Origin of the sequence: Chryseobacterium rhizosphaerae, assembly GCF_003385455.1 — a bacterium.
Lineage (GTDB): Bacteria > Bacteroidota > Bacteroidia > Flavobacteriales > Weeksellaceae > Chryseobacterium > Chryseobacterium rhizosphaerae.
Window position 1 is genome coordinate 169,931 of record NZ_QNUF01000002.1, and the last position, 25,177, is coordinate 195,107.

The 25,177-nt window shown below is 36.4% G+C and carries 23 protein-coding genes; 12 read left to right on the forward strand and 11 right to left on the reverse strand.

Annotated elements, in window-relative coordinates:
• Positions 1-246: 246 nt before the first annotated feature.
• A complete protein-coding gene (locus DRF57_RS02315) occupies positions 247-1,125 on the reverse strand; it encodes an AraC family transcriptional regulator (protein ID WP_084086455.1) in 879 nt (292 codons plus the stop codon).
• A 251-nt stretch (positions 1,126-1,376) separates the two neighbouring features.
• A complete protein-coding gene (locus DRF57_RS02320; protein ID WP_115916708.1) occupies positions 1,377-2,369 on the reverse strand; it encodes an EndoS/ChiA family endoglycosidase in 993 nt (330 codons plus the stop codon).
• 310 nt (positions 2,370-2,679) lie between these two features.
• On the opposite strand from DRF57_RS02320, the gene DRF57_RS02325 reads away from it, so the two are divergent.
• From DRF57_RS02325 to fabF, 5 genes are all read left to right on the forward strand, one after another.
• A complete protein-coding gene (locus tag DRF57_RS02325) occupies positions 2,680-3,546 on the forward strand; it encodes a helix-turn-helix domain-containing protein (RefSeq protein ID WP_084086453.1) in 867 nt (288 codons plus the stop codon).
• Positions 3,547-3,634: 88 nt separating this feature from the next.
• On the forward strand, positions 3,635-4,054 hold the full coding sequence (locus tag DRF57_RS02330) for an OsmC family protein (protein ID WP_115916710.1): 420 nt from the start codon (positions 3,635-3,637) through the stop codon (positions 4,052-4,054).
• Between the two features lie 114 nt (positions 4,055-4,168).
• Entirely contained in the window at positions 4,169-4,774 is a 606-nt protein-coding gene (locus DRF57_RS02335; protein ID WP_115916712.1) for a TetR/AcrR family transcriptional regulator, read from the forward strand.
• A 10-nt stretch (positions 4,775-4,784) separates the two neighbouring features.
• The gene (locus DRF57_RS02340; protein WP_115916714.1) at positions 4,785-6,053 is read left to right on the forward strand and encodes an acetyl-CoA C-acetyltransferase; all 1,269 of its coding nucleotides are present in this window, start codon (positions 4,785-4,787) and stop codon (positions 6,051-6,053) included.
• A gap of 202 nt (positions 6,054-6,255) precedes the next feature.
• The gene (fabF, locus tag DRF57_RS02345) at positions 6,256-7,497 is read left to right on the forward strand and encodes a beta-ketoacyl-ACP synthase II (protein WP_084086449.1); all 1,242 of its coding nucleotides are present in this window, start codon (positions 6,256-6,258) and stop codon (positions 7,495-7,497) included.
• Between the two features lie 100 nt (positions 7,498-7,597).
• On the opposite strand, the gene DRF57_RS02350 is transcribed toward fabF, so the two are convergent.
• The 4 genes from DRF57_RS02350 to msrB form a co-directional block, all read right to left on the reverse strand.
• Positions 7,598-8,020 (reverse strand): cupin domain-containing protein, encoded by a 423-nt coding sequence (locus DRF57_RS02350; RefSeq protein ID WP_084086448.1) that lies wholly within the window; start codon positions 8,018-8,020, stop codon positions 7,598-7,600.
• Between the two features lie 148 nt (positions 8,021-8,168).
• Positions 8,169-8,924: a murein L,D-transpeptidase catalytic domain family protein gene (locus tag DRF57_RS02355; RefSeq protein WP_115916716.1), complete on the reverse strand. Its 756-nt coding sequence runs from the start codon at positions 8,922-8,924 to the stop codon at positions 8,169-8,171.
• A 97-nt stretch (positions 8,925-9,021) separates the two neighbouring features.
• A complete protein-coding gene (locus tag DRF57_RS02360) occupies positions 9,022-9,408 on the reverse strand; it encodes a DUF7079 family protein (protein WP_115916718.1) in 387 nt (128 codons plus the stop codon).
• 21 nt (positions 9,409-9,429) lie between these two features.
• The gene (gene msrB, locus DRF57_RS02365; RefSeq protein WP_373866357.1) at positions 9,430-9,876 is read right to left on the reverse strand and encodes a peptide-methionine (R)-S-oxide reductase MsrB; all 447 of its coding nucleotides are present in this window, start codon (positions 9,874-9,876) and stop codon (positions 9,430-9,432) included.
• A 251-nt stretch (positions 9,877-10,127) separates the two neighbouring features.
• Here msrB and DRF57_RS02370 point away from each other — a divergent pair, with 251 nt between their 5' ends.
• Both DRF57_RS02370 and DRF57_RS02375 read left to right on the forward strand, forming a co-directional pair.
• Positions 10,128-11,372 (forward strand): DUF445 domain-containing protein, encoded by a 1,245-nt coding sequence (locus DRF57_RS02370; protein WP_115916722.1) that lies wholly within the window; start codon positions 10,128-10,130, stop codon positions 11,370-11,372.
• Between the two features lie 88 nt (positions 11,373-11,460).
• Complete coding sequence (locus DRF57_RS02375) at positions 11,461-12,285, forward strand: hypothetical protein (RefSeq protein WP_206607180.1); 825 nt, start codon at positions 11,461-11,463, stop codon at positions 12,283-12,285.
• Positions 12,286-12,333: 48 nt separating this feature from the next.
• On the opposite strand, the gene DRF57_RS02380 is transcribed toward DRF57_RS02375, so the two are convergent.
• The gene (locus tag DRF57_RS02380) at positions 12,334-13,371 is read right to left on the reverse strand and encodes a quinone-dependent dihydroorotate dehydrogenase (RefSeq protein WP_115916726.1); all 1,038 of its coding nucleotides are present in this window, start codon (positions 13,369-13,371) and stop codon (positions 12,334-12,336) included.
• Positions 13,372-13,709: 338 nt separating this feature from the next.
• On the reverse strand, positions 13,710-14,405 hold the full coding sequence (locus tag DRF57_RS02385; protein ID WP_047484724.1) for a pseudouridine synthase: 696 nt from the start codon (positions 14,403-14,405) through the stop codon (positions 13,710-13,712).
• A gap of 205 nt (positions 14,406-14,610) precedes the next feature.
• On the opposite strand from DRF57_RS02385, the gene DRF57_RS02390 reads away from it, so the two are divergent.
• The 3 genes from DRF57_RS02390 to DRF57_RS02400 all read left to right on the forward strand — a co-directional run bounded on the left by DRF57_RS02390 (position 14,611) and on the right by DRF57_RS02400 (position 18,721).
• On the forward strand, positions 14,611-16,152 hold the full coding sequence (locus DRF57_RS02390; RefSeq protein WP_047484722.1) for a glycine--tRNA ligase: 1,542 nt from the start codon (positions 14,611-14,613) through the stop codon (positions 16,150-16,152).
• A gap of 109 nt (positions 16,153-16,261) precedes the next feature.
• Entirely contained in the window at positions 16,262-17,086 is an 825-nt protein-coding gene (locus DRF57_RS02395; protein WP_115916728.1) for a lipocalin/fatty acid-binding family protein, read from the forward strand.
• Positions 17,087-17,188: 102 nt separating this feature from the next.
• Positions 17,189-18,721 carry a hypothetical protein gene (locus DRF57_RS02400; RefSeq protein ID WP_115916731.1) on the forward strand — a complete coding sequence of 511 codons (1,533 nt, stop codon included), beginning with the start codon at positions 17,189-17,191 and terminating at the stop codon, positions 18,719-18,721.
• A gap of 22 nt (positions 18,722-18,743) precedes the next feature.
• On the opposite strand, the gene DRF57_RS02405 is transcribed toward DRF57_RS02400, so the two are convergent.
• Positions 18,744-20,057 carry a M48 family metalloprotease gene (locus DRF57_RS02405; RefSeq protein WP_115916733.1) on the reverse strand — a complete coding sequence of 438 codons (1,314 nt, stop codon included), beginning with the start codon at positions 20,055-20,057 and terminating at the stop codon, positions 18,744-18,746.
• A 99-nt stretch (positions 20,058-20,156) separates the two neighbouring features.
• Here DRF57_RS02405 and DRF57_RS02410 point away from each other — a divergent pair, with 99 nt between their 5' ends.
• Together DRF57_RS02410 and DRF57_RS02415 are read left to right on the forward strand one after the other, a co-directional pair.
• On the forward strand, positions 20,157-21,290 hold the full coding sequence (locus tag DRF57_RS02410) for a serine hydrolase domain-containing protein (protein WP_115916735.1): 1,134 nt from the start codon (positions 20,157-20,159) through the stop codon (positions 21,288-21,290).
• A gap of 6 nt (positions 21,291-21,296) precedes the next feature.
• Positions 21,297-21,908 (forward strand): YdeI/OmpD-associated family protein, encoded by a 612-nt coding sequence (locus DRF57_RS02415; RefSeq protein WP_115916737.1) that lies wholly within the window; start codon positions 21,297-21,299, stop codon positions 21,906-21,908.
• 65 nt (positions 21,909-21,973) lie between these two features.
• On the opposite strand, the gene DRF57_RS02420 is transcribed toward DRF57_RS02415, so the two are convergent.
• Complete coding sequence (locus DRF57_RS02420; RefSeq protein WP_228450302.1) at positions 21,974-23,269, reverse strand: Y-family DNA polymerase; 1,296 nt, start codon at positions 23,267-23,269, stop codon at positions 21,974-21,976.
• A gap of 160 nt (positions 23,270-23,429) precedes the next feature.
• On the reverse strand, positions 23,430-25,013 hold the full coding sequence (locus DRF57_RS02425) for a Na+/H+ antiporter (RefSeq protein ID WP_115916840.1): 1,584 nt from the start codon (positions 25,011-25,013) through the stop codon (positions 23,430-23,432).
• Positions 25,014-25,177 lie beyond the last annotated feature (164 nt).

Genomic DNA, 25,177 nt, shown 5'->3' on the forward strand with positions numbered 1-25,177 from the left:
TTTTGTTAAGATTTAATTCATATTAGCAAATCTAAATTTTGTTAGCAGTCCGATATAATACTATTTTGTCATAAAACGATATTATTCTTTCATACACTTTCAAAAAAAGAACACAATAGGCTATTTTACAGCAATATACATACGTTTACATTCTGCTAATTAAAGTAGCTTTATTTCACTTTTTAACAAAAAAAATCCAGATATTAAATCCAGATTCTCAGGCTAAAATGCTAGTAACCTACCTTATTATTCAATTTTTTTCACTCCTTTAAACTGCTCACGGAATTCTGTGGGAGTTGTTTTTTTTATGGATTTAAAGACTTTATTAAAGTTGGCAATATTATTAAACCCCGCTTCAAAAGCAATTTCAAAAACCGTCAGATTTTTTTCCATCAACCAGCGGGCAGCATAGCTGATTCTTATTTCATTAAGGTAATTAACAAAAGTTTTCCCTATTCTCTTTTTAATAAATCTGTTAAAAGTAACATTACTCATATTGATAAGCGAAGCGACATCATCCAGTGTTATTTTATTTTCAAAATTCTTATGAACGAAATCATGAACGATTTTCATTTTATCATTATCTGCAAAACTTTCAAGCTCTATACTATAAGACGACAAAAACGTTTTATCTTGTGCAATAGCCAGTTCATTAAGAATCTTCATCATCTCTATAAAAGATTCGAAACTGTTCATTTTTGAGAGGTTAAGAAACGAATCTTTTAGTTTTTCTGCCGTTTCTGTAGAAAACAGTATTCCTCGTATTGAATCCTTTACCAGATTATTGATGGGTTTCAGAATATTTTTCTGCATCAATGACTGGCTAAAAAAATCCTGATTGAACTGGATGGTAATCTCATGTGTTTTTCTGTTTTTACATTTGTGATTAGCCCAACAATGTGGAAGGTTTGGCCCTACCAGCACCAATTCTATATTACCGATTTCTCCTGTATGATCGCCTACCATTCTGCGGTACCCTTTCCCTTTATAAATAAAATTGATTTCAATTTCCGGATGGTAATGGTATGGAAAATCAAAAGAGGCTTTGATCCTGTCAAATACAAGAAAACTGTCTTCAGGAGATAGTGGAGTTATTTCTCTTAAAATATTTTCTAATTCACTCATGCAGCAGTTTTGAAAAATTAAAAGCTAGTAATTTATGGTATTCAAATACATAATTATCACTCATAATTTGAATGACTAAATTACGGTTATTTTTATAATGGAAATCATTACACTTGTATGCTAACCCTTATTTATAGAAATAAAGCCGTTTCACAAATTTGTAGAAACGGCTTTCATACTTAGTTTCTTTATTCTCTTGAATATCTTTCAGTCAAAGGTTAAGACATTGACCACAGGAGAATTTATTTCCATTAATAGGTTTTAAGTTTTACTATCATTTCCTGATAATATTTATAATCTAATTTCTTGTCAAAATTAAATCCATACGCTCCGTAACCTCCTACTTTGGACTGATATTTCGGGGAAGTATAATATTGTTTCAGACGCAATGGTCCCTGGCTGCTATCCGTAGAAGAATATGCCGCCTCAAAATCTGCTGAGATTAGCATGATCCGTTCCTTTGGAAAACCAGCCTGTACATAACCATCAATTTTACCGTCGGTATAAGCCTCACTGCCCCAATAATCCTGTATATATATGGAGCTGATTTTCGTAAGTGTTTCTTGTGACAGCTTTAATTCTGACAACCCAACATTTGTATCAATGATTAACAATTTGCCGGATTTGGATTTAGGACCAAAGTATTTGGCAAACGCCTGTACATAAAGATCCCAATCATTGCTATCGATTCCGGTCGTAGAATATCCAGGTTCTAAGTCCAGATCTATTCCGTCAAATCCCCACTTGTTCAAAGAATCCGACACCTTTTTAGCATATGCATCATAATCTTCCGGGGTGTTTTGAAATTTTATTGTTTTCCTTTCATCTTTATAGTTTTCAAAAATCTCATTTAAAAACTGGGTTTGGACTACTATTGTCCCTTTAGACTTCAGATATTGGATGTCATTAACAATTTCAGTCAGTGTTTTAGCATCTTCACCGGTTGCGCCCGGAGTTCTATCTCCTCTCTTTAAATTACAAAGTCCTGAAAAGCGATGAAATAAATTGACGATATCCACACCTTCAGGAATATCCCTTAGATTATAATAATCAGGAGTTACTCCTCCTCTTGTTAACCCGTTGAAGTATCCAACTACTTTAAATTTTTTATGACTTATGGCTTCAAGTGGATCCGGATGTTGTGGATCAACTGTACCTTCATCTCCTGTACAAGAAATACAGTTCAAAGACAATAAAATTAAGATCAATAACTTTAAAAAAGAATTTTTAGTTTTGTTTTTCATATCTTCTGTTTTTGCACGATTATCAATACATGAAATAAATATTAACCACTTTATCAATTTTACACTCAATTATCATCAAACAATTTAATTTTCATTAATATTTAATTCATATTTACAAATCTAAATTTTGTGCCTTGACAGATATAATACTATTTTATCATAAAACGATATTATTTTTCACATCTTCATACCATTCCATCAGATAACTGATTGACAGTATCAAAAGAAACCTCATTATATATTCCTTGTTTTGATAATTTAATGTAGATGAAATCATGCTTTTTTGTATCTTTAAAATTAAAGTTAAAGTATGTCTCAACAGCTTATTTTTGAAGATCATTATAAAAGACTCGGACTGGAAATATTCTCAGAAGAGAATCTGAAAAAGGTAAACGGGAATCAGTTCAGATCAGATATTAAAGTCTTTTTTATTCCTGCTGGTTATGAGCTTACCATAGATTTCAATCATTACAGAACACAGAAACCGGCTTTATTTTTTCTTACCAATCAGCACCTGGTTATAGAAAAAGGAAAAGAAGAATCCGTCTTGCTTTATTATAACCGCGATTTTTACTGTATCCAGATTCATGATAAAGAAGTAGCGTGCGACGGTCTTCTTTTTCATAATGTCTTTGAAATACCTTTCGTAGAACTTGACCACGAAGAAACTGTGATCATTAAAAACCTGTTTCAAAATATCAGGAACGAACTTGAATGGAAAGACTCTTCGGCCGAAGAAATGATCAGAACCTATGTAAAACAGATTATTATCCGGGCTACCAGAAAGTGGAAAAAGCAGAATCTGGATAATGACATTATAAAGATTCCGGGCAGTGAACTTGACATTTTCAGGGACTTCAGCAGGCACCTGGAAATTCACTTCAGAGAAAAGCATCATGTAGCAGACTATGCCGAACTCTTACATGTGGCACCCAAAACACTTAGCCATAAGTTTAAAAACCTCAATTTGGATTCTCCCAACCAGTTTATTATCAACAGGATTTTATTAGAGGCAAAAAGACTCCTTTTCTATACAGATAAACCCGTTAAAGAAATTGCCTATGACCTGGGCTATGAAGATCCGGCCTATTTCAACAGACTTTTTACCCATAAAACAGGAAGCACACCCACTAATTTCAAGAAAAATTACAGCTCGGGAAAAAAGTACAATATTTAAGTCTTTTTATCTATTGAATACGGCAACCCATCGACATATCTTTGTAACATCAAAATCAATCAATATTAAAAAATAAAAATCAAACATTATGAGACGTAACGCAACTGCCGTTTGGAACGGTACTATCAAAGAAGGTAAAGGTCACTTAACAACTCAAAGTACCACTTTAAACCAGACTCAATATTCTTTTAACAGCCGTTTTGCCGATGGTGTAGGAACCAACCCTGAAGAATTGCTGGCAGCAGCACATGCCGGATGCTTCACTATGAAATTGGATGCAGAACTTTCTCAGGCAGGCTTTACTCCTGAAGAGCTTAAAACAACTTCTGTGATCACCCTTGACCCTAATATCGGAAAGATTACAAAATCTGAGTTGACGTTAACAGCTAAAGTTCCGGAAATTTCAGAAGAAGAATTCCAGAAATACGCCAAGATTGCTGAGGAAGGATGCCCTGTAAGTGCAGCTTTTAATTTTGAGATTACTCTAAGTGCTACTTTAGAGCAGTAAAATCTCACTTTATAATATCTTAAATCTGAGTATATCACTACTCAGATTTAATTTTCAAACAAAATATACCGAATGGTATATTTTTTGTATATTTGTATTCAGAATTGTACCCATATGTCGAAGGCAGAAAAAACGAAACAGCATATCATCGAGAAAACAGCTACTTTATTTAATACAAAGGGCTATACTTCTACGTCGTTATCAGACATTACAGAAGCCACAGGCCTTACCAAAGGCAGTATTTATGGAAATTTTGAAAATAAAGATGAAGTGGCTATTGAAGTTTATAAATACAATGCCGGGCTATTAAGTAGAACAATCCAGCATTCTTTTGGGGATGAATATCCTACATCAGCTGAAAAACTTCATGCTTTTGTCGCTTTTTACAGAAAAAACTGGCCGGTGGTCTTTTCCAATGGAGGTTGTCCTCTGATGAATGCAGCCACAGAAGCAGATGACTCTTTTCCGGCTCTTAAGCCCCATGTCAGAAGTTCTTTTGAAATATGGATGACAAAAATATCAACAGTCATTATACAAGGCCAAAAAAACGGAGAAATTAATGAAAAGGTAGATGCTGAGAAATATGCCTCTCTATTTATTATGCTTATTGAAGGTGGAATTCTGCTTTCAAAAACCATGGGTGCCCAAAGCTTTCTGAACAATGCTTTGGATACAATTACCCACATGATTGATCATGAACTAATTATTCTTCCATCATAAATTTCACAATATGGAAACAAAAAGAGTGGCTATTGTAGGATACAACAGAATCCCATTTGCCAGAATGAACACCGCTTATACAGACCAGGGAAATCAGGATCTTTTACTTGTTGCCCTTAACGGCCTCATAGACCGGTACCATTTGAAGGATAAACTTCTTGGAGAAGTTGCAGGTGGTGCCGTGATCAAGCATATCTCAGAGAGCAACCTCATCCGAGAAACCGTAATGAATACGTCTCTTGATCCCGCCACTCCCGCCTGTGATCTTCAGCAGGCTTGTGATACCGGTATTGAAGCGGCAATTTATATAGGAAATAAAATTGCTTTGGGGCAGATAGAAAGCGGCATTGCCTGCGGTGTAGAAGCCATGAGCAATATTCCTTTTGAATCTGCACCCAGATTAAGAAAAGCCCTTCTTAAAGCCAATAAAGAAAAAACAGCATTCGGAAAACTGAAACAGCTACTAAGCCCAAAACTGAAAGACTGGATGCCTGTTCCCTACAAAGGACAGGAACCTAAAACAGGACTTGTTATGGGGGAACATACAGAAATTACTGCAAAATATTATCATATTTCAAGAGAAGAACAGGATCAGTTAGCTTTAAAAAGTCACCTGAATATGGCAAAGGCCTATGATGAAGGTTTTTTTGATGATATGATCACGCCTGCTTTCGGATTGGATAAGGACAATAATATGCGTCGTGATACCAGCTTAGAAAAATTATCACAGCTGAAACCAGCTTTTGACAGGCAAAATGGTACCTTGACCGCCGGAAACTCCACTCCTTTTACGGATGGGGCCTCAGCAATATTGCTAGCCAGTGAAGAATGGGCAAAAGCCAATAACCTTCCTGTCTTAGCCTATATTACTTTTTCAGAGTTGGTAGGGATAGAATATGTTGAAAACAAACAGAATCTGCTTTTAGCCCCTGTTTTTGCAGCAGAAAGAATGTTAAAAAAAGCAGGACTGCATTTTGAGGATTTTGATTATTATGAGATTCATGAAGCTTTTGCAGCCCAGGTATTAGCCACTATAAAAATTTGGGAAGACGATGACCTGGCAAAAAAATTTGGGTTAGAAAAATCTTTGGGAAAAATTGACCGAAGTAAACTGAATGTTAAAGGAGGAAGCCTTGCAGCTGCGCATCCGTTTGCAGCAACCGGCGGAAGAATTATTGCCACATTAGCTAAACTGCTTAATGAAAAAGGCAGCGGAAAAGGGTTTATTTCTATCTGCGCTGCCCGTGGACAGGGTATCACCATGATCTTAGAAAAATAAATTATAACGATAAAAGAGTTTTCTACAGGTAAAATTACTTGCTATGCCATAAATAATATATCTAAATATTCGTGTATAGCGAAAGAAAATTGATAATATTGCAGGTTAAAACAAAATTGATACAATAAAAAGGCAAAACAGACTGTCGGTAAATCGGTTTTACTATATGGAAATTTTGCCTATTTAAAATTAGTAACTAGATATGAAAAGAGTTGTCATTACAGGATTAGGCGCCGTGACGCCTTTAGGAAATAATGTCGAAGAATTTTGGCAAAACAGTATTAATGGGGTTAGCGGAGCTGGATTAATCACTCATTTCGATACCGAAAAGTTTAAGGTACATTTTGCCTGTGAGGTAAAGAATTTTGATCCGAAAGTGTACCTGACCCATAATGAAATAAAAAGAAGCGACCTTTTTACGCAATATGCCATGTATGCCTCCTCAGAGGCCATTCAGGATTCCGGTTTGGAATTTGAAAAAATGGATCCTTTTGATACCGGAGTAATCTGGGGTACTGGACAAGGCGGAATGTGGACTTTTGAAAAAGAGGTGATGGATTTTGCACAAGGTGATGGTACACCGCGTTTCAATCCTTTTTTCGTCCCTAAATTCATTGCCAATATGGCATCAGGAATGATTTCCATGAAATATGGACTTCAGGGGATTAATTACACTACTATTTCTGCTTGTGCTACAGGAAATACGGCATTAATGGATGCATTTAACTATATCCGTCTCGGAAAAGCAAAAGTGATCATCAGTGGAGGTTCTGAAGCAGCTATTTCCCCTGCTTCTATTGGCGGATTCTCTACTATGAAAGCGATGTCTACCAGAAATGACGACTTTGCCACAGCTAGCCGCCCCTATGATGCGGAAAGAGATGGTTTTGTAATGGGTGAAGGTGCAGGAGCATTGGTGCTTGAGGAATATGAGCATGCAAAAGCCAGAGGAGCCAAAATCTATGCAGAGCTGGCAGGTGCCGCGATGACGGCGGATGCTTATCATATGACAGCCCCTCATCCTGAAGGAGCCGGAGCGATTAAAGCAATGCAACTGGCCGTAAAAGAAGCCGGTGTCAATATGGAAGACATCAACTATATCAATCCACACGCTACGTCCACTCCATTAGGAGATTTAATTGAATTGAAAGCAATCAATAACGCCTTTAAAGGAAGTAAAAACCTTGATATCAGTGCTACCAAATCAATGACCGGGCATTTGCTGGGAGCTGCGGGAGCTGTTGAAGCGATCCTTTCCATTAAGGCGATTCAAAACAGCATTATCCCTCCAACCATCAACCTTCATGGTATTGATGAAAACATTCCTAGGGATATCAATATTGTTTTTGGAGAAGCAAAAGAAAAAGAAATCAACTTTGCGCTAAGTAATGCCTTCGGATTTGGAGGTCATAATGCCACTGTTGTATTTAAGAAATTCAGCTAATTTTCAGCTTGAAATAATTTTTAATCCCTGCATATCATTATCATGCAGGGATTTTCTATTTTGTTCCCGTTGATTGGGTAGATTACTACATAAGAGATCATTACTTTGGATCCGGAATAAAAAAATCTTCAGTATTTTCTGTCATTGGAATATAGAGCCTTTCCCATTCTTTACTCTCTACCATCTCCCAACTATGTCCTTCACCCATAACATCTTCTGCTAAAAGAACAATCCCTGGTTCAATTATAAATGTTGAACCATCACTTACTTTAAATTTTATATTTCCTTTGATTGTAATGACATACTGTCTTCGGGGTGCAACATGTGCATTTTTCTCCCATTCTTCAGTTTTGGTACTGAACCAAAATCCTGTAGTGGGTATATGTTTCAGACTAGGTATTTTTCCTTTTTCGAATGTACATGTGGTATCTGAGTTATTCAAAAGCCTTACAGCCGGAATAAATTCTGTGAAAATTTCCGAAGCCGGGTTTATATCGAGGTTGTTTTCATGCTCTGCATTCATATTAGTCAATACTTAAATAGTTGGCTTTGATAAATTTAATTATTTAAAAATAAAAACAACCATTTTTTACTATAAAAACAGGAAGCTTCATATCCGGAAGATTTCAAGGACTATATAAAAAAAGCAGCCAAAATTGACTGCTTTTCTCTTATGCTTTTAACCATTCTGAGGAGGAAAGGTAATTCTGATCAGGATAGTAGATGAACAGAAGGTTTCTTCCTTTGATACTGTTGATGATAGGCTGTGTAAGTTCTTTAGGAACGGCAGGGCATCCCCAGCTTCTTCCAATTCTTTTATGCATTGCAGCAAAGTCATCACTTACATAATTGGCTCCATGCAGTACAATTGCTCTTCTGTACGCTGCATCATTAAAGCCTTTATCCATTCCTAACAATTTCAGAGAGTATCCGTTGTCCCCTTGATAGGTGGCATCCGTGATATAAAATCCCAGGCTGCTCTGCAACGAACTTTCCCTGTTAGAAAAATTCGTCGCAAATTCTTCACCTGTATTTTTTCCATGGGCAACCAGTGAGTTGAACAGAACTTTCTTGTCATTTAGATCAATTACCCAAAGTCTTTTCATATTGGAAGACATAGAAAAATCGCAAATCGTTAATAAATGTGATTCTTCGGTAAGTAATCCTGCTTTTTTTAAATTTTCAAATCCCGTCAATGCTTTTGAGAACACTTCATAGTTTAATTCATGTTCCGGGTCAAATGCAATTGATTTGTATAATACTTCTGATGAAGATGCCGTTTCAGCATTCTTTACAGATTTCGTTTCCGCTACTTTTTCAGTTTTTGCTGTATTAATCTTTTCATTCTTTATCGCCACTCTTGGAGAAAGATAGAATGAAGTCGTCACCATGTACACAAGGCCTATTACGCTATAAAATCCTTTCATTCAATAATTATTAATTCCAAATTAGTGGGGCAAAATTATAAAAACATAGCTGTCAGACACTTATATGTCTAAAAAGTTTAACGCAATTTAAGAAACTTTAACGGAGGCTTCCTCCATCTGCCTGATTATAAATCTCTTCGATTCTTTTCCAATAACTCCTATTTATCTTATCATAGAAAAGGTAAATGCATTTGACAGCGAAAATATCCAGCTTACTTCTTGTTTCAATCCATTTCATAATATTTTTAACCAATAGCAATTCATTAAATCCTGCCCATTCTCCTGCCGGACTTAGCAGATTTGAAAAGAGGACCGGAAAAACTTCAAATTGGTCAATTCTTTTTACTTCCTCAAAAGTAAAAGGGCTTTCAAGGAGAGTTTTTGCTATATATATGAAATCAGATTCCTGAAGCTCAGTATCAAGATATAGCTCCGACAGAGCGATCCAAACTTGTTTTCTGTTTTCCAGACTCTCTTCTCCCATAGCAAGTGGATAAAAATACTTTTATGGTTGTGAATCCGAAACGAATTCCAGACTGATAGAATTCATGCAATATCTCAGTCCTGTAGGTTTTGGGCCGTCATCAAAAACATGTCCCAGGTGGGAGTCACAGCGTTTGCAAAGCACTTCTACCCTTTCCATTCCATAGGTCTGATCTCTTTTGTAGTATACCCCTTCTTTATCTGCTTCAAAAAAACTTGGCCATCCGCAGCTGCTTGCAAATTTTGATGTAGAACGAAACAAGTGGTTTCCACAGACAGCGCAATAATAATCTCCGGTTTCATCAAATTCATTATATTTTCCGGTAAAAGCCCTTTCTGTTGCCGCTTCTCTGGATATTGCGTACAGATCCGGAGCCAGAATTTTTTGCCATTCCTCATTGGAAATGTTCAGCTTGGCGGTATCAGTTCTTGAATAATATGGATTGTTTTTTGCTTCTTTATTTTCCATAGAAGTAATTTTAATAGGTTGATGTTTCTGCTTACATCCCAGCAGAAAAATTAATATGATGATTGAAACTAAAAATTTCATCACAAATTTTAATTTCTTATATCTTAACCACAAAAATGATGAGGAATGTAAAACACTTCAGTCAGTAGGAACTTACTCAAGTCTTCCAAAGTCTTTACAATAAAAATTTTATGCCTTTTGTGGTTTAAATAGTAAATGGTTTAACACCCAAATTTAGTAAATTTGAGAATATGAATGACGAAGCAAAAAGAAAACAGCTAAGAAAATACAAGGCATTTGCCACGGGATTATTTGTTCTGATGGCCGTTATTTTCATTATCACCACCATTTTACAGAAATCTAATCATTCTCATTGGATTGGCTATGTCCGTGCTTTTTCTGAAGCGGCAATGGTGGGAGCATTGGCAGATTGGTTTGCTGTAACCGCTTTATTTCGCCATCCACTCGGGTTACCGATTCCCCATACCAATCTGATCGAAAACAGTAAACAGAGGCTCGGTGATAATCTGGGAAGTTTTGTGGTCAGTAATTTTCTTTCACCTCAGAATATACGTCCTTATATTCAAAAAATTAAGGTTTCAAACTTTGTGGGTGAATGGCTGGGTAAAGAAAAAAACCAGAATATCCTGATCAGAAATATTTCAGATATTGTACTGGATATTCTTAATAAGCTTGATGATTCTACGGTAAGTCAATTCATCAGCAAGAAGGTATCCGACATGACTGATGATATCAAGCTGAATAAAGTCGTAGGAAACGGAATTCATTATATTCTGGAAAAGAATGACCATCAGAGAATCATTACCAATCTTTCTAAACAGATCAAAGACTACATTATCGAAAATGATGAAATGATCAAAGAGCGGGTAAAGCAGGGAAGCTATTCGTTTGTTCCTTCTTTTGTGGATAATAAGATTGCAGACAAGATTGCAGACGGGCTTTCCGATTTTTTCAGAGAAATTGAAGAAAACCCCCAACATGAAGTCAGGGCATTAATCACACAAAAAATCTATGAATTTTCGGTTGATCTTAAAGAAGACCCGAAATGGGAAGATGAGTTTAAAACGATCAAAAACGGACTTCTGAAAAATGATAAACTGGATGAGTATTCTAATGACATCTGGGTTTCTATCAAGAAAACACTCATGAAAGAGCTTCAGGAAGAGCAGTCTGCACTGAAAAATTATCTGTATAAAAACCTGGATGAATTTTCACAAAATCTAAAGACTGATGAAAACCTTCAGAATAAAATCGATCATTGGGTCCGTGTAACCGCCTATAAATATATTCTTAAAAACACACACCAGTTCGGAAACCTCATCAGTACAACCGTAGGAAACTGGCAGGGAAAAGAGCTGAGTGAAAAAATGGAACTTGAAGTTGGAAAAGATCTGCAGTTTATCAGGGTAAACGGAACTTTAGTGGGCGGCCTGGTAGGGTTGATTATCTATACCGTAGCCAACTTTTTTATTTAAAAAAAAATTAAAACACCATCTTCCAGCCATGAAAAAAATAGGCCTAGCAGTACTCCTACCCCTTTTTATCTTTTGTATGAGTCAAAAAGTGGAATTAAAAGCTGTAACAGACTCTTCCCAGGTTTTTAAAGGAGCAATTTCGGGAGTTCCTGTTACGATGCAGCTTAATTATACTGGGGTTGTGGACTGTCATCAGTATCAGCATTTTGTAGAAGGATGGTACTATTACGATAAATATCAAAAGAAAATTCCACTCACAGGAATTTATGATCTGGGAGTTCTTTATCTCTATAATTTTGGAAATAAACATAAACTGTATGCGAAGGAGCTAAGGAAAGTGATCACTTCTCCGCGTAAAGTAGAAAAAACAGACAGTATTGCCCGTACTTTAAAACCCAAAGAAGCATTAGTCTTTGAAAGAAACAATACGAAACAGGAGGTATTCGGAACGTTCTATATGGGAAAGCAATCCCAACCCGCTATATTATACACCAGCAATCCAACGATCTACCGGTATAATAATTATTTGCTTCTTCCTGATAATAAGAAACTCAATACTTTTGATTTTATGAACCGGCTGGGGGGAAATACACTGGTATCAACATCCGCTTACAGTACGGGAAACAGGGTACTGCTTTATTTTGAAAACCTGTCCAATTTTAATTTTTGCGGAATGTGCGGAGCCAGTGATGGCGAAAAAGGATACCGGGTTTTGTATTTTACCAAGAACTGGAATTATAAAAACTATGAAGAATTCCTTACTGAAAGTTGCCTGGAAGGAATATCTGAAACCCAAAAGATAAAGACCAAAGATCCCAATATACTCCAGTATAATGTGAAAAAATCATATGCTTCTGCTCCTTATATTCTGACCGTGGATGTAAAAAATGCTTCGGTTTCCAAATCAAAGTAATGGAAATATAAAACAAAAAAAGAGAGCTTTTCAAGCTCTCTTTTGTATTTATCTTGGCAATCGGCTTGCTCTTTTCAGCAGTTCCTGATTGATATCATTGATCAGTTGTGGACCTTCATAGATAAATCCGGTATATAGCTGTATCAAGCTCGCTCCGGCATCCAGCTTTTCGATGGCATCTTTTGCAGAATGTATACCTCCTACTCCAATGATCGGGAAAGACCTGTTGCTTTTTTCTGAGAGGTATCTGATCATTTTTGTACTTCTCTCACGAATTGGTTTTCCGCTTAAACCACCATTTCCTATTTGTTCCAAAACTTCAGGAGAGGTTTTAAGACCTTCTCTGTTGACAGAGGTATTGGAAACGATTACTCCATCTATTTTTGTTTCTGCAATCAGCTCAACAATTTCATCCAGCTGAGTATTATTAAGATCCGGAGCAATTTTCAGTAATATAGGTTTTTGTACAGATTTTGACTGATTGATTTTCTTTACTTCTGTAATCAGCTCACGAAGGTATTCTACATCTTCAAGTTTAGCATGACTTCCCACATTCGGGCAGCTTACATTCAGTACAAAATAATCCACATGAGGATGAAGACCTTCAAAACAATCCAGATAATCCTGTGTATAGTTCTCAGCTTTTGTATCGGTATTTTTTCCGATGTTTCCTCCGATGATTATTTTTCCTTTGTTGGATTTTAATTTTTCGATTGCTGCCTCAAGCCCATCATTGTTGAAGCCCATTCTGTTGATGATTCCGCCATCTTCAATAAGACGGAATAATCTTTTCTTAGGATTTCCTGCCTGAGCTCTTGGTGTCACGGTTCCTATTTCTACAAACCCGAAACCTAAGTCTCCCAATTCATTGAATAAAACAGCATTTTTATCAAAACCGGCAGCCAGTCCTACAGGATTTTTAAATTTTAATCCGAAAACTTCTCTTTCCAGACGTTTGTCTTCGATAGGTTTTGGGAGAAATAATTTGGTGAGAAATCCAAAATTCTTGAGCATTGAAAAAGTAAAGTGATGTACTTCTTCAGGATCAAATTTGAAAAGAATCGGACGAATGAGCGATTTGTACATTGAAAAAAAGTTTTACAAAATTACTCATTTTAAAATTAATCGTGGATTAACCTATGACCTTTTATCAAAATGTCTGATAAACAGGATCTATAAAGCAGGACCATCTGCAAGATATAATGGTATAAAAATTTTTTAGTGGAAGCTATTTCCCGCTTTTCATTGCAATCTTTTTTGCTAAAAAAGGATTTTCATTACAATCGGGGCTAAGATTGCAGTCTTTTATTCAATAGATTAAACTTTGTGGTGATGTGGTAGCGGAGCCTTGCCAAGGTTTTAAACCTTGGCAAGGCTCTATCTTGGAGATTTCTTTATAAAATGTTTAAAACATTTGGTTTACATTAAGAATATGCACTCAAATCAAAGTTCAGAATCTTCCCTACTCTTCCAAATTCATCATCTATAGTAGCATTTACTGTAATCCTTTCATTAGAAGTAGGATGATTAAAAATCAATTGATGGGCATGAAGCGTCATTTTGCTGATCTCAAATGTTTGAAGCCACAACTTATTTTGTTTATTGCAGCCATGTTTACGGCAGCCTAAAATAGGATGCAGAATATGCTTAAAATGTTTTCTTAACTGGTGAAATCTTCCCGTTTCAGGAATGGCTTCTACCAAAGAATATCTCGAAGTCTGATGTTTTAAAAAGGGTAAATCTATTTCCGAAGTCTGCAAACGACGGTAATAGGTCACTGCATTTTGCTTGACTTCATTTTCATTAATTAAATCATAATCAATGGTTTCTTCTTCTTTTGTCCAGCCACGAAGAATTGCCAGGTATTTCTTCTCCACTTCGCGTGAGGCAAACTGCTCGCTCATGATTCTAAGGGTATCTTTATCTAAAGTAAACAGCAGAACACCCGAAGTTTTTCGGTCTAACCGATGTACAGGAAACACTTTTTGTCCAATCTGTTTCTTCAACTCCTGAATAGCGTAAGTATCAGCTTCTCCTGCATAGAAGGATTTATGAACCAGCAATCCGCTGGGTTTGTTGATGGCAATAATATGTTCGTCGCGATAAAGAATTTCTAACATGGGGCAAAAATAGAAATTTTCAACCGATCTAGCCCTGATTGAAGCGGCATCCTTTTGCAAAGCAAAAGATATAGTGGAAAGCAGGTTCCCGGCTCCTGGAAATTAAAATGTAAATTTTTGAACTTTTATTTACCGCTTTTTTTGTTGAATTTCATGGAATTGGAATTCAAATTCATATTTTTGCACATCAGACGTTAAAAAAATTATGGCAAAGCAAGAAGATGTTTTCAAGAAAGTGATTTCTCACGCTAAAGAATATGGTTTTATTTTCCCATCGAGTGAGATCTATGATGGTTTATCCGCTGTTTATGATTATGGACAGAACGGGGCTGAACTTAAAAATAATATCAAACAGTATTGGTGGAAAGCTATGGTACAGCTTAACGAAAATATTGTGGGTATTGATTCGGCAATCCTTATGCACCCTACTACATGGAAGGCATCGGGCCACGTAGACGCTTTCAATGATCCATTGATTGATAATAAAGATTCTAAGAAGCGTTTCAGAGCAGATGTTTTGGTAGAAGATTACTGCGCTAAAATTGAAGATAAAGAAAATAAAGAGATCGAAAAGGCAGCGAAAAGATTCGGTGATTCTTTCGATAAGGCTCAGTTTGAAGCGACCAATCCAAAAATCCTGGAATACAGAGCAAAAAGAGAGGCTATTCTTTCAAGGCTGGCAAAATCTTTGGAAAACGAAGACCTTGCTGATGTAAAATCTTTGATTGAAGAGCTTGAAATTGCTGATCCGGATACGGGTTCTAAAAACTGGACGGAAGTAAGACAGTTCAACTTAATGTTTGGAACTAAGCTAGGTGCTTCCGCAGACAGCGCTATGGATCTTTATCTGAGACCGGAAACGGCTCAGGGTATTTTTGTGAACTTCCTGAATGTTCAGAAAACTTCACGTCATAAACTTCCTTTCGGTATTGCACAGATTGGTAAAGCTTTCAGAAATGAGATTGTTGCAAGACAGTTTATCTTCAGAATGCGTGAGTTTGAACAGATGGAGATGCAGTTCTTCGTTGCTCCCGGAACTGAATTAGATTTCTACGAACAATGGAAACAAAAACGTCTGAACTGGCACTTAGCGTTAGGATTAGGGAATGACAATTACAGATTCCATGACCATGAAAAACTGGCTCACTATGCCAATGCTGCCGCTGACATTGAGTTCAACTTCCCATTTGGATTTAAAGAATTAGAGGGTATTCACTCAAGAACGGATTTCGATTTAAAAGCTCATGAGAAACATTCAGGTAGAAAGCTTCAGTTCTTCGATCCTGAAAGAAATGAAAACTATGTTCCTTATGTAGTAGAAACTTCGGTAGGTTTAGACAGATTATTCCTTTCTATTTTCTCACATTGCCTTAAGGATGAAGTATTGGAAGATGGCTCTGAAAGAACGGTTTTATCTCTTCCACCCGCTTTAGCTCCTGTAAAAGCAGCTATTCTTCCATTGATGAAGAAAGATGGTTTAGCAGAGTATGCAGAAAATATCTTCAACGACCTGAAATATGATTTCAACTTATTCTACGAAGAGAAAGATGCAATCGGAAAACGATACAGAAGACAGGATGCCATTGGTACGCCTTACTGTATCACCATTGATCATGACTCTCTAACGGATCACACCGTAACAATAAGAGACAGAGACACGATGAAGCAGGAAAGAGTTCCTGTTTCTGAACTGAGAAGGATCATTGATGAAAAGACCAACTTCAGAAATTTACTTTCTAAAATATAATTTAAGAGCCCTGATTTTTCAGGGCTTTTTATTTTTGTAGACAATAGATGAATATATTACGGAATATTATTATTTTTGACGGACTTTAAAAACTAAAAAAATAATAACTATGAAGAAATTAATTATTTCATCACTGGCTATGGCAGTGATCGTAAGCTGTAGCTCATCCAACGATAATCCGGAAGACAATAATAATGGCAGCAATAATAACACCCCTTATCTTTTAAAAAAATTTACCGAAGTTACTCCAGATGGACAATCTTATGTTGTAGAATATAAGTACGATGGAAACAAAATAACTGAGTCTTTTGACGTTACAGACAACGAAAAGGAAATATACACTTATGACGGGGACAATATCATAAAAACAGAATTGTTCAGGAATGGAGTCATGAAATACATGAGAGAATTTACCTATTCTAACGGAAGGCTCGCTTCTGAAAAAGTAACTAATAAAGAACAGGCCGGAACTTTGGTATACACCGAAAACTACCAGTACCTGAGTGATAACCATGTGAGGTATAATGATTATAGCTCTGCTACATATAACCCATCAACAGGAACTTATTCCAATATACAATACGTTCAAAAAGATGTTTATCTTAATTCTAACGGGAATATAGCTTCTTCCAGCTATACGAACAATGGAACGACATATAATACTACCTTCCTTTATGACTCCAATAATCATCCTATGAAAAATGTAAAAGGTTTTGTAAAAATGGAGATGTTTTCGCTTGATGATGGTGAAATGGCTTACAATAACCTGTTAAACTCGAACGGAAGTTATTCCGGGACCGTGAGCGGAACACGCAGCTCCAGCGGGGTTCATACTCTTAATAGTTCCGATTATCCTACTAAATCGGTCATGACCTATAACAGCTCTTTTTTGGGAACCAATAAGCATACTTACCTTTATGAGTATAACAAGTAATTATTTACTTTATTAACATACATAGCCTTGAATAACTTCAAGGCTTTTTTATTTTCAACCTTATCTCTTAATTTATTATTTTAGATTTCAAAAAATTCAAATATGAAAAAAATAACGTTCTTAATGTTTGGGCTGATCCAAACATTAGTATTTTCCCAAACTCAGGATTTGACGGCATTGGCCACAGGAGACCATGTAGGGATGAACGCCTTATTCGATAATAAAGACAATCTTTATGGTTACATTTCTTTATATTCTTACGGAAAATCCGGAGAAAAGACTAAAAAGTTTGAATATGTTATCCTAGACAAAAACCTCAACCCCGTTGCCAATAAGGAATTCGAAGGAGATATTACAGCGGCTTCCTACAAAGGGTATGTGGACTTCAAAGGACAAATCATTCTAAAACCTTCTATGATTGATTATTCTTTGATAAAAAGTAAAGAACTATTCACTCCCATTTCTATGATTATCGATCCAAAAACCAATACGATTAAAAGAAAGATATATTATGACTACCAAGAAGATGGGACTTTCAAAGAAATCAATGAACCTCAAAGCTGGGAAACTCAACGTAAAGAAACTCGTGATGAGAAAAAAGAGAAGGGATACAATTATATTTCCGCAGTAGGCGAATTGAAAGAAGGAGGATACTTTGCCCACGAATACAAGCTCTATAATAAATATGTAAACGGTAACAGTCTTATCAGGTTTGATGAGAATAAAAAGGAAATATGGAGATACAAATACAATAGTGATGGGAATAAAAAAGTGTATACAACTCTAGCTATACTGGAAAGTGATGAAAACTATATATATTCTATCATGAAAAAAGTGGATAATGGGCAAAATGTATTCAGCCTTCTAGTTATTGATATGAAAACCGGAAAAGAATCATCAAACAAACCTATTGAAGGCATCTTAACGGATAATACCCTTGATAATATCGAGTCTTACCGATCAGGATACAGGAAACTTACTAATGAAAAGACTTTTGATGATAAATTTGTTTTGTTAGGCAGAAATTATGACCAGTCTGAAACTGTGGGATATGCAAGAATGATGGTCAATAAAACTGACTTTACTGTAGATAGCCGATGGATCAATTTCACCCCGGATCTTGAAACTTTTGTTCCCGCAATCAATAGAAACGGCTATGTAGAAAACGATTATTTGCTTCAAACCAAGGATATGTACTTTATGAGTGATGGAAGTGTAGGAATCCTTACGGAAAAATTCAAAGGGGACGGGGTATACACCACTCCAAAAACTACAGACCTTGTTTATATCTACACAGATAAAGATTTCAAAGTAAAAAATGTTCAGGTTTTTAAAAAGGAAAAAACAAAATGGAGCAACAATGATTACCTGTTTTCACAATATCTCAACGGAGGTAAGGATGTGGTCTTTTTCTATCGCGATTATCAAAAAGACGAAGTTACCAGACAGAAAAGATGGAACCTTTTCATCAACACCATTATCGACGGAAAGTTTAAACAGGAGACCATTCCTATTTCAGAAAAAGATAATTACACGGTAATCCCATACGTAGGAAAAGAGGGTTATATTTTACTTCGTGAGTTTAATGAAAAAGAGAAATTCAATAAAATCCGTTTGGAAAAACTGAACTACTAGATAAAAAAGAATCCTGATGATATCAGGATTCTTTAATTTGATAATAATCTGTAATATTTTTTATTTCATCCAGACTCAGATTCCACATAAAAGTCAAAAACTGCTGATAGCTTTCGCTTTGATTCTTGGGTTCTACCCTGTCTAAGTATCTGTTGAGATTATAATTTTTTCTGGCTTCATATATTTTAGAAAAACATTTCCCCAACCATCTTTTATAATATTTTTCTTCTTCATCATCCTGTAGAAACTGCATGGTTATATAAATCCCTAACCCATAGTCTTCAGCATGAAAATAATTGGGTATGGCTTCCATTTTCGCTGTTTTCTTTAACGCAATAAAAGAATCGGTAGGGTCTCCCGATGGATTTAAAGTTGTAAGCTCTGTAAATGTTTTTTTCAACATAGCTATTCTTCTCGACATTTCAGGATGGGATGCCAGAGAATCTTTATCCAGTTTTTCTTTATAAAAATTATAATTGTATAGCGAAAAGTCTTCTTTTTTCATCCATTTATCATTGAAAGCTTGCTTTGGAAGATTAAAAAGTTTTTTATATGTTTCCATTTTGAGCTCCCGTGGTGAAATGGTATCAAAGTCTTGCAATCTCTGAAGTGCATTCACAAATTCGGACTTCTTAAAATTACTGTTTTTAAAAATTATATATCCCAAAGAATCTGCCTGTATTTCCTGCTGTCTTCTTTCTACTCCTCTTTTGTAGACTTTGTTTTTCAAAATATCAAAAGCCTTCTGGTTCTGACTCTGGCTACGGTTGGGAGTGGTTGCTTTAATATCTTGAACTCTAATTTTATCAAGTTTATCCTGCTCAATAATCTTTAAAAAAGATTTCAAGGAATGCTCTTGAATTTTGTGTCCTAATTCATGTGAGATTACTGCTGCAATCTGTTCTTCATTGTTAAACCAACCGTAAAGTCCCATGTTGATAACAAAAGTTCCATCTGCAAGACAGTAAGCATTAGGAGTATTATCTCTTGCTATTAGAATTTTCAGATCCTGGGGAATCTGGGGATTATTTTTTTTAAGACGCTGAATCAAGGACTGTATACTGGTTTCAAATTCAGATTTAAAGATAAAATCTTTATTCTTCACCTGCTTTTCAAAGTCTGTTCCGAATTCATTATAAATCTTTGATAACGCTGAACCTGTCTTCCCAGAATACTGTGATTTTAATCTTTTAATGGTAGATTCATTGTTCCCGGCAAAACTTTTCAAAAATTCTTTTCTCTGAAAATAATCTGCAGTGTCTATCGCTTTATAAGCCTGTGCTATCCCCATTGTCGAAAATAGGAAGCACAGTGATACAATAAGTTTTCTGATCATATTTTTTCATCAATAAAACAAAAATAGCTTATTTGGCAATTCATTTCCATTTTTCTACCTAAATTATTCTAAATTTGTTAGAGACCGATTCACGTGAATATGAGAATATTAAAGTATATGATAGGTGGAGCTGCAGCGGGTGCTGTAGCAGCTTATTTCCTGGGATATGATTATTTGTTTAGTGGTATTTCCAAAACCTATTTTAAAGGAAAATCAAGCGCCTATATTGATGACGGAAATCTTTTCCCCAGCAATCCTATTGCTACTGAAGCACCCGAGCTCTGGGAAGAAGATTTTGACTACAACAAAAAAGAATTACCTAAACATTTAGTTGATAACCTAAAAGAGTCTAAAACAGCTGCTTTTGTAGTGATCCGAAATGGTAAAATTCTTCACGAACAGTATTGGGCCGGTTATAATCAGCTTTCACAGACCAATTCTTTCTCTATGGCAAAAGCCGTTACGGTAATGCTTTTGGGTAAAGCACTGGAGGAAGGAATTATAGGAAGTATTGATGAAAAACTTTCAGAATTTTATCCTGAACTCAAAGAAAAGGTGTTCGGAAATACAGTCACACTTAAAAATCTGGCTCAGATGGAAGCCGGACTTGACTGGGATGAGAATTACAATAATCCTTTCCTCCCCAACGCCAAAGCCTATTACGGGAAAAATCTTGTAAAAGCCGTATTCACAAGAAATTTTAAAGAAGAACCGGGAACAAAATTTGAATACCAAAGTGGATCTACACAGCTCCTGGGTTTCGCAATAAGAAAAGCATTAGGAAAACCGCTGGCAAGCTATCTTTCTGAGAAGTTCTGGATTCCGCTGGGTATGGAACAAAATGCCAAATGGAGCACAGACAACTACGGAATGGAGAAAACATATTGCTGTATTCATTCCAATGCGAGGGACTTCGCAAAACTGGGACAGCTGTTTCTGAATGACGGCAAAGTTGGAGATCAGCAGGTTCTTAATTCCGGCTTTATTGAAGACATGAGAACCCCAACAGAGAAATCTGCAGGAATCTATGGTCAGGGACTTTGGATCAATCATGATAATCCGATTAAACATTATTATTTCCTTGGGCTACAGGGTCAGTATATTATTATGGTCCCTGAGCATAATATAGTCATTGTACGAACGGGAAGTTACTCCAACAGTCCTAAAAATGACAGAGGAAGACCGGATCAGGTAAAGTTCCTGGTGAATGAAACCGTTCAATTATTTCAATAAAAAACAATGGAGAAATACAGCCCTAAAATAGATGCTTATATCGAAAAATCCCAGGATTTTGCCAAACCGATTTTACATTATATCCGTGAGACTGTTCATGAATGCTGTCCGGATGCGGAAGAAGCCATAAAGTGGAGTTTTCCTCATTTTTTGTACAAAGGAAAAAATCTTTGTGCGATGGCTTCATTTAAGCAACACTGCACCTTTGGATTCTGGTTGGAAAAAGAGATGAAAACCATGCAGGAAATGACGCTGGATATAGAAAAGAATTCTATGTTCAGTCTGGGAAAAATCACTAAGGTAGAAGATCTTCCATCAAAACCTCAACTTAAGAAGGCCATTCAAGAAGCTATGGAACTTACGGATATGGGAGTTACCATGAAAAAAGCAGCTCCTTCCAAAACAGAAATGGAAGTTCCGGAATATTTTCAGGATGCTTTGCTTGCTAATGGAAAAGCATGGAACGTCTTTGAGAAAGCTTCACCCTCGTTCAGAAAAGAATATATCACCTGGATCACTGAAGCTAAAACTGAAGCTACCCGGAATAAAAGGATGGAACAGGCTTTGGAATGGATTGCAGAGGGCAAAGGGAGGAATTGGAAATATGAGAGAAAGTAGAGATGCCTGGCAAGAAAAAAGCAGAAAGTTTTCCCCGACTTCAAACTATCGGGCAAGAAGAAACACTAATGAAACCTAAAATTAGCTTCAGGCAATGTATTATTCTTTAAGAAAGCTTCATATTCAGGAGACAGCTGTGCCCTGCCAAAGGTATTTTCACCGCTCATACTTCCAAGGCGGACTTTATCTTTCCCGAACTTGCGGTTCATAGCATCCATGGCCTTCATTACCGGAAGGTGCTGGTTTTGGGTATCTTCTTCAAAAAGACCGATCTGCCTTTGATCTTCGGGAACAAAATCATTGACTATAACGCCGGCTCTTTTATAATGAAAACCATCTTTATAAATCGATTCAAAAAGCTCATTCACCACCCTTCCAATAATTATAGAGGAATTGGTAGGATTGGAAAGGACTCTGGTGACGGCATTTTTATATTCGGGAAGATCTTTTCGAAAGCGGTTGGTCTGCACAAAAACCGTGATCATTGTACAGCATGTACTCTGTTTTCGCAGTCTTTCAGAGCAATACATCCCAAAAGTTTCTACCCTTTCCCGTACCTCCTCTTTCTGAGTCAGCATCTCCATAAAGCTTCGGGTTACGGCTATAGATTTTTTAGGGGATGGTGAATCCAGTTCCAGCTGGCGGATTCCTTTCAGCTCATTAAGCATTCTTATCCCATGAATTCCCATGATCTTTCGGATCCACATTTCAGGCTTCTGAAGAAGATCCCAGGCTTTATAAACTCCACTGTCGTTCATTTTTACAGCCAGTTTTCTTCCTATTCCCCATACATCTCCTATATTGAGCCATTTCAAAGCTTTCTCAATTTTTTCAGGGGTATCCAGGATATACACCCCATCAAATTGATCAGGAAAGTCTTTCACAATTCTATTGGCCACTTTACACAACGTTTTGGTAGGGGCAATTCCAATGCTTACAGGAATGCTTTCCTTTTCTTCAATTTCCTTCCTGATTTTATCACAGTATTCGTGGATGTCAATATACTTAAAGCCTGTAAGATCAAGGAAAAGCTCATCAATACTGTATACTTCGTACTCAATAACATACGATTTAGCAATATTGATCACCTGCTGGCTTTTGTAATTGTACAGTTCAAATTTGGCAGAAAAACTTTTCACATCATGCTTCTGAAAGAGCTCTTTATATTTAAAAGCAGGAGCTGCCATAGGAATTCCCAAATCTTTTGCTTCCTTACTTCGGGACACCACACATCCATCGTTGTTGGAAAGCACCACAACGGGTTTGTTTTCAAGAGAAGGGTCTAAAGTCCGTTCACAGGAAACAAAAAAGTTATTGCAATCTACCAGAGCATACATAATGAAGGATGAATATGTACACAAAATTAGAACTTTTAAAGTATAAAATCAGTTTCAGTTAAAAATTAACACCACTTTTAACACACTGTATTATACGTCATTAAATTTTTATAATACGACATGTTCTGTCGCATCAGCGCTTTAACTTGGTCTTCAAAAACCGGTATCTGTTGATCAATATGCCTTAAATCATTTTCAGGCGTTCTTCTTCCAAATCAAGCTGGAAAAGCTGATGGCGAATGATCTCTTCATCAATCGAAATATCCTTATTAAGTTCCGTGAGAAACTGCCTCTGGCTTTCAAGCATTTCGATAAAAACAGCTTTGATATTTTCGTTCATCCAGTCGGCATCATTAGCTTTATTCTTTTCTTCCCAATGCCTTAACAACCGTTCTATTCCTGCATGGCTGTTAAGTTCACTTTCATGTTTATTTTTAAGAAAATGATAAACGTGTTCTCTTAATTTTTGTTTGATTTCCTTCCGGGCCAGTTCTTCTTTTTCTTCATCTATAAAGTCATCAAATACTTTTCCATATTTTATAAAATAAGGCAATGTAAGCCCTTGTACCAAAAGAGTAAGCAGTATTACGACAAAGGTGATGAATAATATAAGGTTCCTGTTTGGAAAAGGAGTCCCATTTTCAAGAGTTATAGGAATAGCCAGTGCAGCTGCCAGAGATACCACTCCCCTCATTCCCGTCCATCCAAGTAAAATAGGCATCATCAGACGTCTTCCCATAGAAGATGCCCTGGGAGCTACAGAAGGACGAAAAATAATGGTGGCAATCATTGCAGCATAGGAGCTTATTATTCTGGCTACAATAAGAATAACGGTCACTAATATTCCATAATTAATTGCCGTTTTTAAAGCTATTCCTTCAGAGCGCAGCCCTCCTACGATTTCAGGAAGCTCCAATCCGATAATTAAAAATACAATTCCATTCAGAATAAATACAAAACTTTCCCAGACACTATATCCTCTAATACGGCTGGTGCTGTTTAAAAATATCAATCGTTTTCCCGACATATATAATCCACCACATACCACAGCCAATACTCCGGAGCTGTGAAACTGTTCTGCCACCCAATACATTAAGTAAGGTTCAATTAAAGTCAGTGCAATATCTGAAGAAGCCTCTGTAGGGAGGTGTTTATGCGCTTGTACAAAAATCCAGGCCAATAATAATCCAATTCCTGATCCTCCGATCATCATCCATAAGAAATCCAAAGAAGCGTCCTGCCATACAAACTGTCCGGTTCCTACAGCGATTAAGGCAAAACGAAAAATAATAAGCGAAGAAGCATCATTGAGTAAACTTTCTCCTTCCAAAACAGCTGCAGTCGTATTGGGAATTTTCACAAATTTCATAATGGCACCCGTACTTACAGCATCTGGCGGAGACACTATGCCACCCAATAAAAATCCCAGGGCAATGGTAAATCCCGGAATAAAATAATTGGCAGCAATGGCCACTGAAAATGCCGTAAAAAACACCACAAGGAAAGCAAAGCTTCCAATGATACGCCACCATCTCTTCATTTCTTTAAAGGAAATGGACCAGGCAGCTTCAAATAAAAGCGGCGGTAAGAATATGAAAAAGATAAGATCGGGATTGATCTTTACCACAGGCAAACCGGGTATAAAACTGACAAGAAGGCCAAATACAACCAGCAAAATCGGATAAGCGATTTTTAATTTAACAGCCCACATATTTAATAATACAATAGCGGCTATCATTGCCAAAAAAAAAGGTAATATGGTGTGCATTGATATTGTGTTTTTTAATTTTTTATCCGTTATCCTCATGACCTGTCTGAAGACGACATCTATTACAAATATACAATCAATCTGTATTTTCGTAACCATTTTTTCAATCTTATCAAAACTTAAATAGAAACTGTATAATAATACCCCAACATGATCCCTGCTCA